This is a genomic window from Bradyrhizobium sp. SZCCHNS3052 (genome assembly GCF_032484495.1).
GTDB lineage: Bacteria > Pseudomonadota > Alphaproteobacteria > Rhizobiales > Xanthobacteraceae > Bradyrhizobium.
The window spans coordinates 501,244-518,351 of sequence record NZ_JAUETB010000001.1 but is presented as its reverse complement, the minus strand read 5'-3'; the positions used below and the strand labels follow the sequence as shown (position 1 = coordinate 518,351).

Here is a 17,108-nt window from a genome sequence, read left to right as displayed (position 1 = left end):
TTCAATCCGAACCCGATGCGAGCGTTGCGGCGATACGGCGCGATCGCGCGTGAGCGAACCAATAGATCACCAATCCCGACGCCATTGCGCCTGCGCCGAGCCCTGCCTGCAAGGGCCGCGTTGTGATGAGATAGTACATCATGAAGAAGGTCACGCTGAGGAAAATCAACGGCGTGACCGGATAGCCCCAGGCGCGGTAGGGTCGCGTGAGTTCGGGCTGCGCGATGCGCAGCTTGATCAGTCCGAGCACAGCGAGAAGCGAGCAGGACAACAGCGAGAACTGGACGACGTCCAGCACCGCCTCGAAGCTTTCCGTGAACAGCATCAGGGTGGCGACCGTGAGCTGGAACAGCACGGCATAGGCCGGCGCCCCATTACGCGAGCGCCGCGCAAACACCGACAGCGCCGGAATGTCCTCGCCCATCGTCATCAGCACGCGCGGGCCGATCCACATCATCGCGGCAATGGAAGGAACCAGTCCGACGCAGATCATCGCGGCCACGAAGCGCCCGCCGGTCTCGCCGAAGATATGACTGCCCGCGATGCTCGCGACCTGGAGCTGGCCTGCGAGCGCGTCCATCGGTGCAGCCCGCAGGAAAACAGCGTTGAGCGCAATGTAGAGCACCAGAACGATCACCGTGCCCAGCAGCAGCGCGCGCGGCAAGGTCCGCTCCGGCGCATGCAGTTCGCCGATGATGTAGGTCGCCGCGTTCCAGCCGGAAAACGCGTACATCACGAACACCAGTCCGGTTGCGAACGCCGCACTCGTCACGTGGCCGATATCGGCCGCGGTCGGCAGGAAAGTGACCGACTGCGGGGCGGCAATGGTGTAGCCGGCGATGAGAAAGGCGGTGATGAGCGCGAGCTTCAGCATGGTCGACAACAGCTGGAAGCGGCTCGACTGCCTGATGCCGCCGAGCTGCACCGCTGTCACGAGCCAGACTGCACCCGTGGCGAGCAGCATCGGCGGAGCACTGGTGATGACGGCCCGACCATATTCGCCGAACGCCATGGCCGCGAGCGCCACCGGCGCCGCGAAGCCCACCGTCGCCGAGACCCACCCGGCCATGAAGCCGATCGCCGGATGGAACGCCCGTGTGAGGAAATTGTATTCGCCGCTCGAGCGCGGAAACATCGTGCCGAGTTCGGCATAGGACAGCGCCCCGCAGATCGACACCAGTCCCCCGACCGCCCACAGCGCCAGAATGGAGAAGCCGGACGGGATGTCCCGGACCTGGAAGCCGAGGCTGGTGAAGACGCCGACTCCGATCATGTCGGCGATGACGATCGCGGTCGCGACCGGCAAGGACACGGATGGAACCCGGTCGCCGTCTGTCCGGCCCCGGCCGGGATCGTCCGCCTCGGATGCAGCCATCTCGTCGAGGGACGCCCGGCGCCCCTTCCTCTGCCTCAGCCCAGGTTCCCGCCGAAGCATTCAAACATCGTTAACGGGCGTTAAATATGACCTTCCTCAAGGGTATTTTTGAACCGATTTCGGCTGGGCTGGGCTGCGGCATTGCATCGGGCCGCCGGCCGTCCCACAATCGCGACACGTTCGCGTGGTGTGTCCCGGTACGCCCGGGGTCGACCGGACACGATCCTTAACGCGACCTCAATTTCGGCGGCGCAGGTTGAACGAAATCCGCTGGTTGAAGAGCCGTGTTGCGGCTCGAACGCGTCTTTGGGGACGGATGATCGGGGAAGACGAGAAAGTGGTGACGTCTGTGCGCAGGGGCTCGTGCCTCTGGTGGCGCGCGGCATCGGCGCTGGCAATCTGCCTTTCCTTCACGCATTGCGGCAAGGCGCCCAATCCCGAGGCGTTGGCCGCCAACGCATCGACGGCCCAGGGGCTGACCTTCGACGATCGTTTTCCGGCACCTGAATTCAGCGACCGCTTCCCGTCCGCGCAGGAGAGCTTCCGGCTTCACACGCCCTCCGACTTCGCTCCGAAGCCGGCGCCCTCACAGATCGCATCGCTGGAGCCGCAACGGTCGGAACGGCGGCAGCGTGAGGATCTGACGACCCTCGTCAGCATGCAGTCGTCGGCCTTTCCCTATTTCGGTAACAATCCGGCATCCGACGCGCCATTCCTGAACGTCAGCAACGGTGAGCGCCGCGGCCACCGCAGCTTGTCCGGCCGCGTCTACTGGCAGGACCAGACCTACAACGACAGCCGTGTGCTGGTGCACGTCCCCGAACAATTCGATGTGCGCAAGCCGGGCGTGATCGTCGTGTTCTTCCACGGCAACGGCGCCACGCTGGAGCGCGACGTGCGCGACCGCCAGTTGGTGCCGCAGCAGATCACCGCGGCCGGCGTCAACGCGGTGCTGCTCGCGCCGCAGATGGCCGTCGACGCCGCCGATTCGAGCGCCGGCAAGTTCTGGCAGCCCGGCGGCTTCAAGCGCTTCATGGACGAGGCTGCGGCCAGCCTCGCCCGCCTGACCGGCAATCCGGCCGCCGCGAAGACGTTCGCCGGCATGCCCATCGTGATCGTCGGCTACAGCGGTGGCTTCCTTCCCACGGCCTGGAGCCTCGAGGTCGGCGGCATCGGCGACCGCGTGCGCGGCGTCGTGTTGCTCGATGCGGTCTACGGCCAGCTCGACAAGTTCGCCAACTGGGTCGAGCGCAACCGCTCCGGCTTTTTCATCAGCTCCTACACGCGCTACACGGCGCGGCATGATCAGGAACTGATGGCGATGCTGCGCAATCGCGGCATCGAAGTCTCCGAGGACATGGACCGGCCGCTGCGCCCGGGCAGCGTCGTCTTCGTCGAGACCGACGAGGGCATCACCCATCGCGACTACGTCACGCAGGCATGGACCCGCAACCCGATCAAGGATGTGCTGGTCAAGATGGCGGCCGCCCAGCCGCCGATCCGGATCGCGGCCGGAGCCCAGGACATGTCGAACCGCGTGTCGAGCCGCTGAGACAGAGGCCGCCGCAATGCCTCAGGACTTCGGAAGCTTCTCGACGAAGCCGTTGAAGCAGGCGAGCCGCTCATCCTCTTCCTTGGTGAACTTGCAGTCGCCGACCACCTTGGCCTTCATCGCCTTCGGCTTGGCTGCCGGCGGAATGACGGCGTCGTAGCAGTTCAGGCGCTCCTTGGTTCCGTCGTCGATCTCCAGGCAGGCCTGGAGCTTGGCGGCCGCCGATTGCGGCTTGGCCGGCGCGGCGGCGGCGGTCTTCGTCCCCTTCGGCTTGACCTGCACCAGCGGACGGTCACCGACCATCGGCGCGCTCTGGGCCAGCGCAGGGGTGCACAGCAGCACTGCGGCCAGGCTCAACATCATCTTCTTCATGCCATATCTCTCTCATCCGACCCGTGGGCACGCGAGGACGTCCGTCGATGCTACTCGCCGGCCGTGGCAGAATCCACGCCCCAGCAGCCCCCCACGACATCGGCCTTTAATCCGGTCGGGCCGGCTTTGCCAAGCGCCAACCCGCTGCTCAGGCCGGAACCGCAGTCCGCGCGCGCTGGCGGCTGGCCAGAATTGCCAGCAACGCCAGGGTCAGGAACATCAGTGCGACGTAGCCGGTGGCTCCGAGCAGGTCGCGTGCAAACAGGCTGCCGCCGATCGCGGAGCCGATGGCCTGGCCGATATAGAGCACGGAGGTGTTGAGCGACACCGACGCCGAGGCAAGCGGCGGCGCGGCTGCCACCAGCCGAACCTGCTGCATCGAATTGGTGGACGCAAACCCCAACCCCCAGATGGCGACCGCCACCGCCATGAGGCCGTAGGTGCCCGCCGCCAGCGTCCAGGCCGACACACCGGCGAACATCAGGCAGGTGAACAAGAGCGATGTCCGGTAGGCCCCCCAGCCATCGACGATCCGGGTTGCGATGACGACGCCGAGAAAGCCGCAGGCGCCGTAGATCGCGAACACCAGCCCGATCTGGTTGGAGTCCGCGCCAGTCAGGCGCTTCAACAGCGGTCCCATGAAGGTGAAGATCACGAACTGCCCCGACATCTGCAGGGTCGTGACCAGGAGCAGCAGAACCACCAGACGGTTACGGCCGAGCTCGGTCCAGGTCTTCAACGCAACCGGCGCGCCCTTCAGGCCGGATGGCAGGCGCCATGTCAGCAGAACAAAGCTGACCGCGCCGGCCGCACCGACGGCGAGATAGGCAGCCCGCCAACCAGAATGACTGCCGATGAAGGTGATCATGGGCAGCCCCACGGCGGCCGCCAGCGACCAGCCCAGGAAGACATAGGCGATGGTGCTGCCGCGTCTCTCGACCGGGCTGATCAGCGCCGCCGTCCCGGCGGCCTGCGGTGTATAGAGCGCGCCGACCGCGAGCATCACCAAGCGCAGCACCAGCAGGCTCGCATAATCGGGCGCAAACGCCGAGGCGAGATTGCCGAGCGTGAGGACCATGAGCGTCGCTGCGAGCAGACGGCGGCGATCGAAGCGGCTCGTCAGCCAGGCGGTCAAGGGCGAGCAGATGCAGAGCACCACCGCGCCGAAGGTGATCAGGAGTCCCGCCGTCTGAACGCCGACAGCGAGATCCGCGGCGAGCTCGGACAGCAGGCCGGCGGGCGCGAGCACCGAGCAGCCGGTGACGAGATTGCCGAGCATGAGCGCGGTCGGCGCAAAGCGCCCGGAAGCGAAAGTGGATGTCATCGCGCCTCAATAGCAGAGAATTTCATGCATTTGCATGAAAATGTCTCATGCCGCCCATGACTTTCTCTCGTCCTCCCTCCTTCGTCCTGGCCGCCCTTCTCGTCAGGGCGCGGGGGCGGACTGCGCCGCCGAGGCCTGCGGCGAGGGAATCTGCGTCCACGGAACCGGCGTACTCGTCGGACGGGCGATGGCCTTGGACGGCGGGCAGCTCTCGGTCAGCATCTTCAGAGCAGATTGCAGGCCTTCGCTGCTCACCGGAAATGTCGAGACATTGCGACGCGCGACATTCAACAGGGAATCGCTCAGCTCGGCCGACGGCATCAAGGACAGCGTTTTCACCTGGCTTGCATTCAGGAACACGCCCCAGGTCTCGCGATCGCCCGACCGCCGCGGCGGCGAGAGGAAATTGAGCCGCATATCTCCGCTCGCCATCGCCAGCGGACCCGGCGGCGAGCCGGCCGGCGCGATGCGCTCGACGTCGAGCTCGAAGCGGTCCTGATCGAAGCAGACCATCTGCAAGCGCGTGGTCTGGAACGTGCTCTCACCGTCCTTGCGTGCGAGAATGGTCTTGTAGGCAATCCCACGGCTGGCGGTCTCGAACATCCAGGGGCTTTCCACCCGCTGCCGCCTGTCGAGCGCAAACCGCGCGATCTCCTCCCGCGTCAGGATGCGCATGCTCTCGAACGGGACGGACCGCGCCACCGTGAGCAGAGCGGGATCCGCGCCGAGCTTGGTGATGTAGTCGAGCACCATCTTGTCGGCCCGCGCCATCGCCTGCTGCATCGCCTGCGCCCGCATCTCGCGGGTCGGCACGCCGCCGGTGAAGTTCAGGATGACGCGCGGCGAATGCACCGCGAGCGTCGCATCCGCTGCGATCTCACGCGTGGGCGCGCCGAGCAGCATGTAGGGACAGGCCGAATTGCACATCGCCCCCCGCGTCCAGACCTCGCCATGCAGCTCGCGCCCGGACAGCTTCAGCTTGGTACAAGCTTCGCCCTCCTGAGGCTCGAAGCCGCACTCGCGCAAGGTGGTGCGTCCCACCCGCACGGCGGCCTTGCGCTCGCGCAGCATGTCGCCGATGGCGAGCGCCTGCTGCAGATTGCCGCCTGGAGAATTGAAGTAGATCGGCAGTCTGCGCTCCCCGATCTGCTTCATGAACTTGCGAAAGCGCGCCGCGGCGCCGCCGTCGATCTTGCCTTCGGCGGCGATCCAGCTGTCACAGCCATGTCCACAGGCGTCCGAGGAGCCCTTGACGAGAGCGAACGCAATCGGCGTCGAGCCGTCGGCGACCCGCGGCGACGCGGCGCGGCGCGCGGCCGGCCTGGACTCCGTTGCAGGCCTGGCCGGGGCACCCGGCCTCGCATGTGCCGCGGGCTTTGGCTGGGTCGCCGGCTTTGGCATCGCCGGAACGGCCGCGAGCGACGACAGGCTCGACAACACGAACACGATCAGCGCGGCCCCAACATGAATGCCGCCGCGCCGACACACAGACAGCGGCGCCTCTCCTGCAGACTCCATCGCCAAACGCGTCCCCACGCCCCGAACACTTGAAGTTGTATCATACCGGCCCGCGGCGGCAATCTCCGCATCGCCGCACCAGCCGCAATTGGGCGGTTTTCCCGTCCCTCTCCCGGTTGCAGCCTGAAAATCCCCTGCTATACCCCTTGCTCCCGCTTACCTGCGCTCGTTCGCAGGAGTGAGCTCAAGGAGTGACCCATGTCCGATCCGAAATCGCCTGATTCCAAGTCCGACCAGCAAAAGTCCAATTTCCAATACAGCCTCAGCAACCTGAAGCCCGCCGCTCCGGTCGAGAAGATCACCATCAGCTTCCCCGACGGCGCCCGGCGTGAATATCCCCGGGGCACCACCGGCTTCGACATCGCCAAGGGCATCTCGCCCTCGCTCGCCAAGCGCACCGTCGCCATGGCGCTGAACGGCGATCTCGTCGACCTCAACGATCCGATCAATGAGGACGCCAGGCTCGAGCTCGTCGACCGCGACGATCCGCGCGCGCTGGAATTGATCCGGCACGATTGCGCGCATGTGCTGGCCGAGGCCGTGCAGGCGCTGTGGCCGGGCACCCAGGTCACCATCGGCCCTGTCATCGAGAACGGCTTCTACTACGACTTCTTCCGCAACGAGCCGTTCACGCCCGAAGACTTCGCCGCGATCGAGAAGAAGATGCGCGAGATCATCGGCCGCGACAAACCCTTCACCAAGGAGGTGTGGGACCGCGAGAAGACCAAGCAGGTGTTCCGCGACAAGGGCGAGGCCTTCAAGGTCGAGCTGGTCGACGCCATTCCCGGCGAGGAGCCGATCAAGATCTACTACCAGGGCGACTGGTTCGATCTCTGCCGCGGTCCGCACATGACCTCGACGGGCAAGATCGGCAACGCCTTCAAGCTGATGAAGGTGGCGGGCGCGTATTGGCGCGGTGACTCCAACAATCCGATGCTGACCCGCATCTACGGCACGGCGTTCGCCAAGCAGGAGCAGCTCGACGCCTACCTCAAGCAGATCGAGGAGGCCGAAAAGCGCGACCACCGCAAGCTCGGCCGCGAGCTCGACCTGTTTCACTTCCAGGAGGAAGGCCCGGGCGTCGTGTTCTGGCATCCGAAAGGCTGGAGCATCTTCCAGGCGCTGATCGCCTACATGCGCCGGCGCCTCGCCGGCGACTATGACGAGGTGAATGCGCCGCAGATCCTCGACAAGTCGCTGTGGGAGACCTCGGGCCACTGGAACTGGTATCGCGAGAACATGTTCGCGGCGCAGTCCGCCGGCGACGAGGCCGAGGACAAGCGCTGGTTCGCGCTGAAGCCGATGAACTGTCCGGGTCACGTACAGATCTTCAAGCATGGCCTGAAGAGCTACCGCGACCTGCCGCTGCGGCTCGCCGAATTCGGCGTCGTGCACCGCTACGAGGCCTCCGGCGCCATGCACGGCCTGATGCGCGTGCGCGGCTTCACCCAGGACGACGCGCATGTGTTCTGCACCGAGGACCAGCTCGCCGACGAGTGCCTGAAGATCAACGACCTGATCCTGTCGACCTACTCGGATTTCGGCTTCGAGGGTGAATTGACGGTGAAGCTCTCGACCCGGCCGGAGAAGCGCGTCGGCACCGACGAGATGTGGGATCACGCCGAGCGCGTGATGGCGACCGTGCTGAACGAGATCAAGGCGCAGAGCAACCACATCCGCACCGAGATCAATCCGGGCGAAGGCGCGTTCTACGGGCCGAAGTTCGAATATGTGCTGCGCGATGCCATCGGCCGCGACTGGCAGTGCGGCACCACGCAGGTCGACTTCAACCTGCCGGAGCGGTTCGGTGCGTTCTACATCGACGCCGACGGCGCCAAGAAGGCGCCGGTGATGGTCCATCGCGCGATCTGCGGCTCGATGGAGCGCTTCATCGGCATCCTGATCGAGCACTATGCCGGCAGCTTCCCGCTGTGGCTGGCGCCGACCCAGGTCGTCGTCACCACCATCACCTCGGAAGGCGACGAATACGCCAAGCAGGTGCTGGCGGCGCTGCGCCGCGCCGGGCTCAGATGCGAGATCGACCTGCGCAACGAGAAGATCAACTACAAGGTCCGCGAGCACTCGCTGCAGAAGATCCCGGCCCTGCTCGTCGTCGGCAAGAAGGAGGCCGAGACGCATTCGGTCTCCGTCCGCCGGCTCGGCCGCGACGGCCAGACCGTGATGCCGACCGCGGAGGCCATCGCCGCCCTGGTCGACGAGGCGACGCCGCCGGACGTGCGGCGCCGTCAGCGCGAGGCGGCGTGACGTCGTAGCGCGTGGCCCGCACGAGCGCTGCGACATGCGGTGTCGCCGCGACAGCGCGTGAGATCCCGGATGTCGCTCCCGCCGTCGCCCTGACGGGCTCCGGCGTGCGCTCATCCGGGCTACGCGGCTACGCCAACAGACTGGCGACAGCATCCGCCGAACCTCTGTCTCGACCCGCGGCCTGCAGCGCCACGTCGGCGCATTCGGCCATGTAGAGAAACATCGTCGCGAGCATCCGCTCGATCGCCTCGCGCCCCAGCGGCAGAATGGTGATGGCGTCGGTGCTGCGGATGAGCAGGCGCTTCTCCTCTGCGTCTCGCAGCAGCGTCAGCACGTGCTTGCGCGACACCGAAAAGCGGGTCGCCAGACCGTTGATTGAGAACGGCACGGGGCCGTCGGGCGGGAATGGCTGGTCCGGCCCGGCGCCTTGGGCCAGGCTGAACAGGATCACCATGCCCGCGGTCCGTTCGGCAAACGGCTCGAGCTCCGGCGCTCCGTCGAGGATCCGGACGCCGGCGATGAAGCGGCGGCCGAGCTCGAGCACGAAGCTCTTCACGAAGGCCGGATCGTTCAACGCAGCCCGGTAAGCCACGGCGGCCGGCAGCACCGCGCTCATGGCGTCGAACTGTACGCCCCAGCGCTCGCGATGCAGCGCGATCAGCTTGTCGGTCGGGACCAGCGGCCGCCGCCGGCGGTCCAGATTCGAGGCCGACGCCACCAGCCCGGTCGCCCGCATCAGCGCCAGCATGGCCTCGCAGCGGCCGCCGCTGCACAGGTCGAGCCTGGCACACATCTCCTTCATGGCGCCGACGGTGAGACCGAGCTCGCCGTCGCGCTGCTCGGCAAAATGCAGATACAGCGCGACGTGCGGAAACAGCGCCCGCGCCCGGTCGCTCAGCAGCGCATTGAGGATGCGATCGCCCCGATACAGCCTGATCGCCGATGCCGTCGACGCCCGCATCGCCCGTGCGAAACCAGCCGTCCCGCGCAGCCGCGCGACGGCGTCAGGTGACGGAATCAGTGCGGTCATCGGCACGTCAGATCTTGCACTCGAGGCAACTCCCGGCGGATCTCTTAGCACTATGTTTTTACCGGCCCGCCCAAGGTTCGACAATTCGCTGGGAATATCGTGCTTCGGACAGATGGCCGCATCGGATATGCCCCGATCCGCGTCGTCCCGCGCGAAGTCTTCGCCGAAACCCGCAAAGGCTGCAGCACCGGGTGCAGTAGAACCGATCAAAACGCCGTTCCGTGGTCTCGTTGCAGGCGGAGGCGCATGCTATCTGTCGCGCGTGCAACGAACGAGACCCACCGACGTGACCGACGCGATTGAACTGCTGAAGACCCGCCGCTCCGTGAAGCCGCGCGAGATGAGCGGCCCCGGCCCCTCGCCCGCCGAGCTCGACACCATCCTGACCATCGGCGCCCGCGTGCCGGACCACGGCAAGCTCGCGCCATGGCGCTTCATCGTGTTCGAGGGCGACGGCCGCCGCCGCGCCGGCGAGGTCATCGCGACCGTGTTCGCCAGGAAGAACCCGCAGGCGAGCGCCGCCGAGCTGGAGGTCGAGAAGAATCGCCTCATGGAGGCGCCGCTGGTGATCGGTCTCGTCAGCTTCACCCGGCCGCATCCCAAGGTGCCGGCCTATGAGCAGGAGCTCTCCGCCGGCGCGAGCGCGATGAACATCCTGACCGCGGCCACCGCACTCGGCTATGGCGGCTGCTGGCTGTCCGGCTGGTTCATGTTCGACCGCGACGTGATGGACGGTCTCGGCCTGAAGCCGGAGGAGAAGCTCGCCGGGCTCATTCACATCGGCAAGCCGACCAAGCCGAGCGAGGACCGGCCGCGTCCGGCGCTCGCGGACATCGTGACGCGGTTCTGACGAAGGCACGCGCGGGACCGGCGCGACCTTCAGGAGCAGACGCCCGGCGATCGCTCGGCTCATTGGCGCGCCACGCTCCATCCGCCCAACATTGCGAGCGCAAACAATCCAGGATTCCTCCGCGGAGGCCGTCTGGATTGCTGCGCCGCGCAATGACGCGCGGGGACGCCTCAGCCCCCAACTAATTGGCACTCCGAAGCCGCGTGCAACATTCCGTAGGCTTGCCTCTAATCCTCACGCCGCCTGCGATGATCTCGCGCCGAACTGCGCCAGCAGGCCCGCGATCTCAGAGGCCGGCTTGGCCGCGCTGAACAGAAAGCCCTGGACCTGGTTGCAGCCCTCGGCGCGCAGCCACTCGAGCTGATCCGATGTCTCGACACCCTCGGCGGTGGTGATGATGTTGAGGCTCTTGCCGAGGCCGGAGATGGCGCGGACGATGGCGAGGCAGTCGGAGCGCTGCGCGAGGTCCTTCACGAAGGAGCGGTCGATCTTGATCTTGTCGAACGGGAAGCTGCGCAGATAGCTCAGGCTGGAATAGCCGGTGCCGAAATCGTCCATCGAGATGCGGATGCCGAGCTGGCGAAGCTGATGCAGTGTCGCCAGATTGGCCTCGGTCTCGGCCAGCAGGATAGACTCGGTGATCTCCAGCTCGAGCCGCTCCGGCGCCAGCGCCGACTGCGCCAGCGCCTGGACCACGACCTGCACGAGGTTGCGGCTGCGGAACTGCACCGCAGAGAGATTCACCGCGACCTTGATGCCGTCGGGCCATCGCGCCGCCTCGTGACAGGCCTCGCGCAGCACCCACTCGCCGAGCGGCACGATCAGGCCGATGTCCTCGGCCACGGGAATGAAATCGGCGGGCGAGATCATGCCCTTGTCGGGATGACGCCAGCGCAGCAGGCATTCGAATGCGGAGATCGCGCCGGTCGCGACGTCGACCAGCGGCTGGTAGTGCAGCTCGAACTCGCCCTGGGCGAAGGCGCGGCGCAGATCGTGCTCCATGTCGCGCCGCTTCTGCGCCTGGCGGTCCATCTCCTTTTCGAAAAAGCGATGCACGCGGCCGCCGTCCTGCTTGGCGCGATACAGCGCCATGTCGGCGTTCTTCATCAGCTCCTCGCAGCTCGCGCCGTCGCCCGGCGACAGCGCGATGCCGATGGAGGCGCCGATCACGAGCTCGTTGCCGTCGATGTCATAGGGCGCGCCGAGCACCGCGATCAGGCGGGCTGCGCACTCGCTTGCGTCGCTGGCGCTGCTCTGGCTGATGATCACCGCGAACTCGTCGCCGCCGAGCCGCGCCGCCAGCTTGCCGCCATGCATCTGCTGCGTCAGGCGGCCGGCGACCGCCTGCAGCAGCCGATCGCCCATCGGATGACCGAAGGAGTCGTTGACGGTCTTGAACAGATCGAGGTCGATGCACATCACCGCGATGCGGCGGTCGGCCGCCCCGGCGCCGTCGAGCTCCTGCGCGAGGCGCTGCTGGAAGAATTCGCGGTTCGGCAGGCCGGTCAGCCCGTCGTGGTGCGCCATGTAGGCGATGCGCGCCTCGGCGCGACGACGCTCGGTGATGTCGACGATCGCGACCAGCACGCCGTCGCGGCCATCGAAGGTGATCTCGCGGCCGTAGGTCAGCACCTCGATCTCGCTGCCATCGGCCTTGCGATGGCGCCAGTCGCGGTGAAACAGATCACCGTCGGCCAGCCGCAGCAGCGCGTCATCGAGGCTTTCCCATTCGCCCGGCGGCCAGAGATCCCAGACATTCATGCACAGCAGATCCGCCCGGCCGTAGCCATAGTGCCCGACCATCGCATCGTTGACATTGAGGATCTGCGCGGTCTTCGCATCGAGGATGCACATCGGCACCGGGTTGGCGTCGAACAGCAGCCGGAACGAGGCCTCGCGCCGCTTCAGCGCGGTCACGTCGGCAATGGTCAATGAGATGATGTCGCCAAAGGCGTGGGCGCCGAGCCTGAGACTGCGCGCCTCGCTGTCGAGCTCGAACTGGTCGCTCCGCCCGTGCGTGACGACGTCGAACAGCCGCGCCATCACCTCGGGCGTGCACAGCATGTTGCCGCCCTGCTTCAGCCGATGCCATTGCAGCGTCGCCGACGGCAGCCTGAGCAGGTCGGCCGCCGCGCGATTGTGATGAACCACCTGGAAATCGCAGGGCATGCCGACGCTGTCGCGGATGGTCGCGAGCGAGACCACGCCGTCATCCGTCGTCGAGAAGATCGCATCGAGCAGATTATATTGCGCGTCGCGCTCGTTGACGTAGGTCCCGACCAGCGTACTGCCCCACCGCGAGTTGGTCGGCAGCGCCAGCACGTCATAACTGCGGACCATGCCGTCGCGGACGCAATGCGCATGAGCGAGATAGGGCTGGCCGCTAACGAGCGCGCAATTGGCCGCCTCCACCAGCACGGTGGCGCAATCCGGCGACACGGCTTCGACCGCGACGTCCCACCGCTCGTCCTGCAGCCATTGCTGGACGTAGCGGCCGCTGCGCGAAATCTGCAGGCCACCGTCCTCGTTGTTGAGCACCGCGATATGATCGGCGAGACGGCCGAGGCTGCCCAGCATGACGTCCTCGTAGCGCGGCAGGCGCTGGCCCGGCTTCAATGCCGCCTGCCATTTGCGCCTGAGCACCGGAATGTCGTCAAACAGATCGCTGCTGATCGTCGTCAACGCCTTGGTCGTCGCGGCACGCATCATTCCCACTCAATCGCCACCTGTCGGTCCCGACGGTATCTGAAGCAGACACGGCTTTAACGAGCTGTAAATGCATTGGCTTCGCGCCTTGCGCGCAGCGATTGTGACAGTTTTAAGTGGTTCCATGGTTATCGCGCATTAGCGACTATGACAGCATCGCTTCACGTTCGTCGCCGATGTCGCAACGGCGAGGTCGATACCGATACGGCATAGATGCGGACGTGAACCTGCGATCTCGCGACAACATCTGCCCGAGTTTTGCTAATCGAACCGCCCCCTTCGAACAGAGGGCGCAGGGAGAGCCGGACCTCGACTGAGGCCCGTGGCCCGCCTGCGAAAAAAATGCAGGCGGCAGGTACCACAGGTCAGCCGGAAACCCGGCCCTCCCTGCGCGATGGCTGAACGGCTGCTTCGCGTTCTCCCTGGTGCGCCGGGCTTTCTGGCCACCATCCCCACGCGAAGCGAAGCCTCAACGTGAGTTGATATCAGCATCGGGATATCAGGACCGCGCGACTTGACCGTGCGTGGCGAATTGTTCGTCGGCGCGAGCAACCCGCGCTGCAATCCACCACGCCCACCGCTCCCCGCCTCGCGTCTCGTGACGACCGCGATACGCCCCTCATCTCGAGGCGGGATGCGCGGAAAGATCCGCCTGATTTGCCCGACGGCGCAAGAACTAATAAGTGCGACAAATTAACCCGACGGGCAGATGTGCACGACTTGGCGAGTCGTGTCGCGCACCACTGCTTCGACAATCGCCGCTGTCGTCCCGGCCTTGAGCCTGGACCCATAGCCACCGGCCGCGGTGATGCGGGCCACTGACAGCTAGGTCCCCCGATAGCATCCGCGGTATGGGTCCCGCGTTCGCCGGGACGACACCCGTGGTCAGGCGCGCTCCTGCCAAAAACGCTGTTCTTGCATCAGTCCTCCTCCAGACGGATGCCTGCGTCGCTGAGCGCCCGCATGATCCGCTCGATGTCCTCGGGGTCGATTGTGTTAGCCGGGCAAAGTGCGTTCAGCTCGTCGAACGTGATCCAGCCCTTGCGCTCGCCGATCTCGATGGCCTGGCGGATGATGTGGGATATCTGCATGCGGCTCTCCCGGAGGCTGGCTCTCATAGATAGCGGGGAGAGTCGGTGTCCTTCTGCGGGGCCATTTCGCGTGCGAGCCGCTTACCGCGCGAGCACCTCGACCTCGCCGTCAACGCCGTTGACGACGCTGAAGGAGCGTTCGAACACCTTGCCTTCGTTCTTGGCGATCGCACGGTAGTCGCCTTCGGACAGCACGACCTTGGGGAAGGCGCCGATCGATTCCTTGATCACGTCGCCGCCGGGGTTGATGACCGACCAGGCGGTGTTGGCGAGCGCCTCGCCGCCCTTGTCGGAGACGAGCTTCAAGGTGATGACCGCGGCGCGGTGCGTCACCGTGACGTCGGTGAGCTTGCCAGCCTGGACGCGGATGTCGGAGCGCACCACCGAGTTGGCGTCGCCATAGTTGGAGACGATGTAATAGGTGCCCTCCGGCAGCATCAGCATGTCGCCGGCGGCGACGTTCGGCACCAGCGGCGCCCGCTCGCGGCCATCGAACTGGCTACCCTTGTAGATGGCGAACGAGATCTGGTTCTGCGGGATCTTGCTGGTGCCGACCCTGCCCTCGAGGCGCAAGCCCCCGGCCGGCAGCACGAAGGATTCGCGATCGGTCTCCGTCTTCAGGTTCACCGACCGGACCGCGCTGACGAGGCCGAGCGCCACATGCACGACATAGGTGCCGGGCGGCAGCACGATGTTCGGCGTCGGGCCGCGATCCTCGCGCAGCATCTTGAAGGCGCCGGATTCGTCCGGCCGGTCGGCGAACACGCGCCAGACCAGACCGCCATTGATGTTCGGCAGGTCCTTTCCGAACCGCGCCGACAGCGACAGCACGCCCTGATTGGGAGCCGCGGCGGGTGGAGCAGCAACCGGCGGGATCGCAGCCGGCGCGCCGGGTGGGATCGCGGCGACCGGCGGTCCCGGCAGCACCTGCGGGGCCGGCGGCGGAATGGGACCGGCGGCGGGGCCGGAGGGTGGCGCCAGGCTCACCGCCGCCCCGGGATCGGGCACCGAAGCCGGCGGAATCGGCGGTGGCCGGTCGCTGAACAGTTGCGCCGCGGCCGGCGGCGTCACGAGCCCGGTCAGCGGCCACGACAAGGCGAGCACAAGCCATAGCCGCCCGCTGCGCCGGAATCTGGTGAACCCGCGACCTGTCGTCATCGTCTTGCTTTTGAACAAAAACGCGGCAAATTCAAGCCTCTACTCAACTGTCCCGGAGGAACCCCGTAAGCAGCGCGCGACTTGGTCGCATTCTCCGGCGGAGAGTTCAAATCAGCGGCATCCGGCGCTCCCGTCGACCCGGCATAAAGGATGCTTCTGGTAGGCTGGTGCTAGGCTGTCATGCGTCATGAGTCCGTTGCCGACTCGTTGCACACAGTTTGCGTAGGCGTGGAGATCTCGGTGCTGGACATTCTGAAAGGACGCCGTGCGAACGGAACCGAAGGTTCCGATGTCGGTCTCGGCACGATCCGCAAGCCGGTCATCGGCCTTGCGCTTGGCGGCGGCGCGGCGCGCGGTTTTGCCCATATCGGCGTGATCCGGACCCTGATGGCGCACGGCATCGTGCCCGATGTCGTGGTCGGCACCTCGATCGGCGCCGTGGTCGGCGGCGCCTATGCGGCCGGCCAGCTCGATACGCTGGAGGAATGGGCGCGCAGCCTGCAGATGCGCAACATCCTCGGCTATCTCGACATCCGCCTCAACGGCTCCGGCCTGATCGGCGGCGAGAAGCTCGCCGCCCAACTCGAAGCCTCGCTCGGCCGCGTCACCATCGAGGAGCTGCCGATGAAGGTGGCGACGGTGGCGACCGAGATCCGCACCGGGCACGAGATCTGGCTGACGCATGGCAGCCTCGTCGACGCGATGCGCGCCTCCTACGCCCTGCCCGGCATCTTCGCGCCGGTCCTGATCGGCGACCGCTGGCTGGTCGACGGCGCCATGGTCAATCCGGTGCCGGTGTCGGCGGCACGCGCGCTCGGCGCCGAGATCGTGATCGCCGCCAACCTGTCGAGCGACGTGTTCACGCATTCGACGACGATCTACTCGCATGGCCAGCCGGTCGAGGTGCCGGAGACAGTGATGGAGAGCGCGCCGCCGAAGCGGCGCTTCCGCAGGCTGTTCTCGCCGGAGCGCGCGGTGAAGCGGCAGTTCTTCGGCGAGGGTGGCCGGCCGGGCATCTCGTCGGTGATGGTCGACGCCTTCAACATCATGCAGGACCGCATCACCCGCGCACGCCTCGCCGGCGATCCGCCGGACCTTCTGATCTCGCCGCGCGTCGGCCAGATCGGCTGGTTCGACTTTCATCGCGCGGCCGACCTCATCGCGTTCGGCACGAGGGCGGCCGAACGTGCGCTGGATTCCATCCAGGAAGCGATCGGCGCGGTGACGCCGACCGGCGGCGGAGCGACTACGCCGTCTTGATGTACTGGCGCAGTGCTTCCTGCTCGGCCTCGTATTCCTGGACGCGCCACTTCACGACGTCGCCGATCGAGATCAGGCCGGCCACGACGCCGCCCTCGATCACCGGCAGATGGCGAAACTTGCCGTTGGTCATCATTTCCATGATCGAGGCGACGGTATCCGCAGGCTTGCAGCTCACCACCCGCCGCGTCATCACGTTCGACACCGGCTCGGTCAGCGCAGCGGCGCCACGCTCGCCGAGCGCGCGGACGATGTCGCGCTCCGAGAGGATGCCCTCCATCCGGGAGCCCGACATCACCAGCACCGCGCCGATCTTGCGGTCGGCGAGCCGCTTGGCGGCTTCGGCGAGTGTGGTCTGGGACTCGACGCTCTCGACCTGATGGCCCTTGGTGTCGAGGATCGCACGTACTGTCATTGCTCGTCTCCTTGAGGGGCCGGTGTGCCTTCTTGAGCGAGGCGTCGTTGCGGCCGATGCTTTCAGCGATCGTCAGTCAAGCGAGTCTTCAATCAACAGTCTGGCAATGCAACGGATCCAACCCTTCTGATCGCGCTTTGGTTGCATTGCACTCCGCAAGCTGGCCTGCGCGGCACAAATCGCCTGCTTTCG

The 17,108-nt window shown here is 66.3% G+C and carries 13 protein-coding genes; 4 read left to right on the top strand and 9 right to left on the bottom strand.

The genetic code is table 11. The features are described 5' to 3' along the window. Position 1: 1 nt before the first annotated feature. Positions 2-1,375, bottom strand: coding sequence for an APC family permease (locus tag QX073_RS02330; RefSeq protein ID WP_315826213.1), 1,374 nt, complete (start codon positions 1,373-1,375; stop codon positions 2-4). A 340-nt stretch (positions 1,376-1,715) separates the two neighbouring features. On the opposite strand from QX073_RS02330, the gene QX073_RS02325 reads away from it, so the two are divergent. Next, positions 1,716-2,927, top strand: a complete 1,212-nt coding sequence (locus tag QX073_RS02325) for an alpha/beta hydrolase (protein WP_409998609.1) — start codon at positions 1,716-1,718, stop codon at positions 2,925-2,927. Between the two features lie 21 nt (positions 2,928-2,948). Here the strand turns inward: QX073_RS02325 and QX073_RS02320 are convergent, their stop codons facing one another. From QX073_RS02320 to QX073_RS02310, 3 genes are all read right to left on the bottom strand, one after another. After that, complete coding sequence (locus QX073_RS02320; RefSeq protein WP_315714667.1) at positions 2,949-3,299, bottom strand: hypothetical protein; 351 nt, start codon at positions 3,297-3,299, stop codon at positions 2,949-2,951. Between the two features lie 148 nt (positions 3,300-3,447). Next, positions 3,448-4,623 (bottom strand): MFS transporter, encoded by a 1,176-nt coding sequence (locus QX073_RS02315; RefSeq protein WP_315826214.1) that lies wholly within the window; start codon positions 4,621-4,623, stop codon positions 3,448-3,450. Between the two features lie 102 nt (positions 4,624-4,725). Then, positions 4,726-6,024 carry a hypothetical protein gene (locus tag QX073_RS02310; protein ID WP_315826472.1) on the bottom strand — a complete coding sequence of 433 codons (1,299 nt, stop codon included), beginning with the start codon at positions 6,022-6,024 and terminating at the stop codon, positions 4,726-4,728. 315 nt (positions 6,025-6,339) lie between these two features. Here QX073_RS02310 and thrS point away from each other — a divergent pair, with 315 nt between their 5' ends. Next, on the top strand, positions 6,340-8,406 hold the full coding sequence (gene thrS, locus QX073_RS02305) for a threonine--tRNA ligase (protein WP_315826215.1): 2,067 nt from the start codon (positions 6,340-6,342) through the stop codon (positions 8,404-8,406). A gap of 127 nt (positions 8,407-8,533) precedes the next feature. Here the strand turns inward: thrS and QX073_RS02300 are convergent, their stop codons facing one another. Then, positions 8,534-9,436, bottom strand: a complete 903-nt coding sequence (locus QX073_RS02300) for a hypothetical protein (RefSeq protein ID WP_410052353.1) — start codon at positions 9,434-9,436, stop codon at positions 8,534-8,536. Positions 9,437-9,722: 286 nt separating this feature from the next. On the opposite strand from QX073_RS02300, the gene QX073_RS02295 reads away from it, so the two are divergent. Then, positions 9,723-10,286 (top strand): nitroreductase, encoded by a 564-nt coding sequence (locus tag QX073_RS02295; RefSeq protein ID WP_316225262.1) that lies wholly within the window; start codon positions 9,723-9,725, stop codon positions 10,284-10,286. Between the two features lie 234 nt (positions 10,287-10,520). On the opposite strand, the gene QX073_RS02290 is transcribed toward QX073_RS02295, so the two are convergent. The 3 genes from QX073_RS02290 to QX073_RS02280 form a co-directional block, all read right to left on the bottom strand. Further along, entirely contained in the window at positions 10,521-12,992 is a 2,472-nt protein-coding gene (locus QX073_RS02290) for a putative bifunctional diguanylate cyclase/phosphodiesterase (protein ID WP_316225261.1), read from the bottom strand. 920 nt (positions 12,993-13,912) lie between these two features. Continuing rightward, a complete protein-coding gene (locus QX073_RS02285) occupies positions 13,913-14,083 on the bottom strand; it encodes an RNA polymerase sigma factor region1.1 domain-containing protein (protein ID WP_315714672.1) in 171 nt (56 codons plus the stop codon). 81 nt (positions 14,084-14,164) lie between these two features. After that, on the bottom strand, positions 14,165-15,241 hold the full coding sequence (locus QX073_RS02280; RefSeq protein ID WP_315714673.1) for a hypothetical protein: 1,077 nt from the start codon (positions 15,239-15,241) through the stop codon (positions 14,165-14,167). Between the two features lie 240 nt (positions 15,242-15,481). Here QX073_RS02280 and QX073_RS02275 point away from each other — a divergent pair, with 240 nt between their 5' ends. Next, on the top strand, positions 15,482-16,501 hold the full coding sequence (locus QX073_RS02275) for a patatin-like phospholipase family protein (protein ID WP_315714674.1): 1,020 nt from the start codon (positions 15,482-15,484) through the stop codon (positions 16,499-16,501). On the opposite strand, the gene QX073_RS02270 is transcribed toward QX073_RS02275, so the two are convergent. Next, a complete protein-coding gene (locus tag QX073_RS02270; protein WP_315714675.1) occupies positions 16,488-16,916 on the bottom strand; it encodes a CBS domain-containing protein in 429 nt (142 codons plus the stop codon). The two genes, QX073_RS02275 and QX073_RS02270, sit on opposite strands and share 14 nt — an antisense overlap. Between the last annotated feature and the right edge of the window lie 192 nt (positions 16,917-17,108).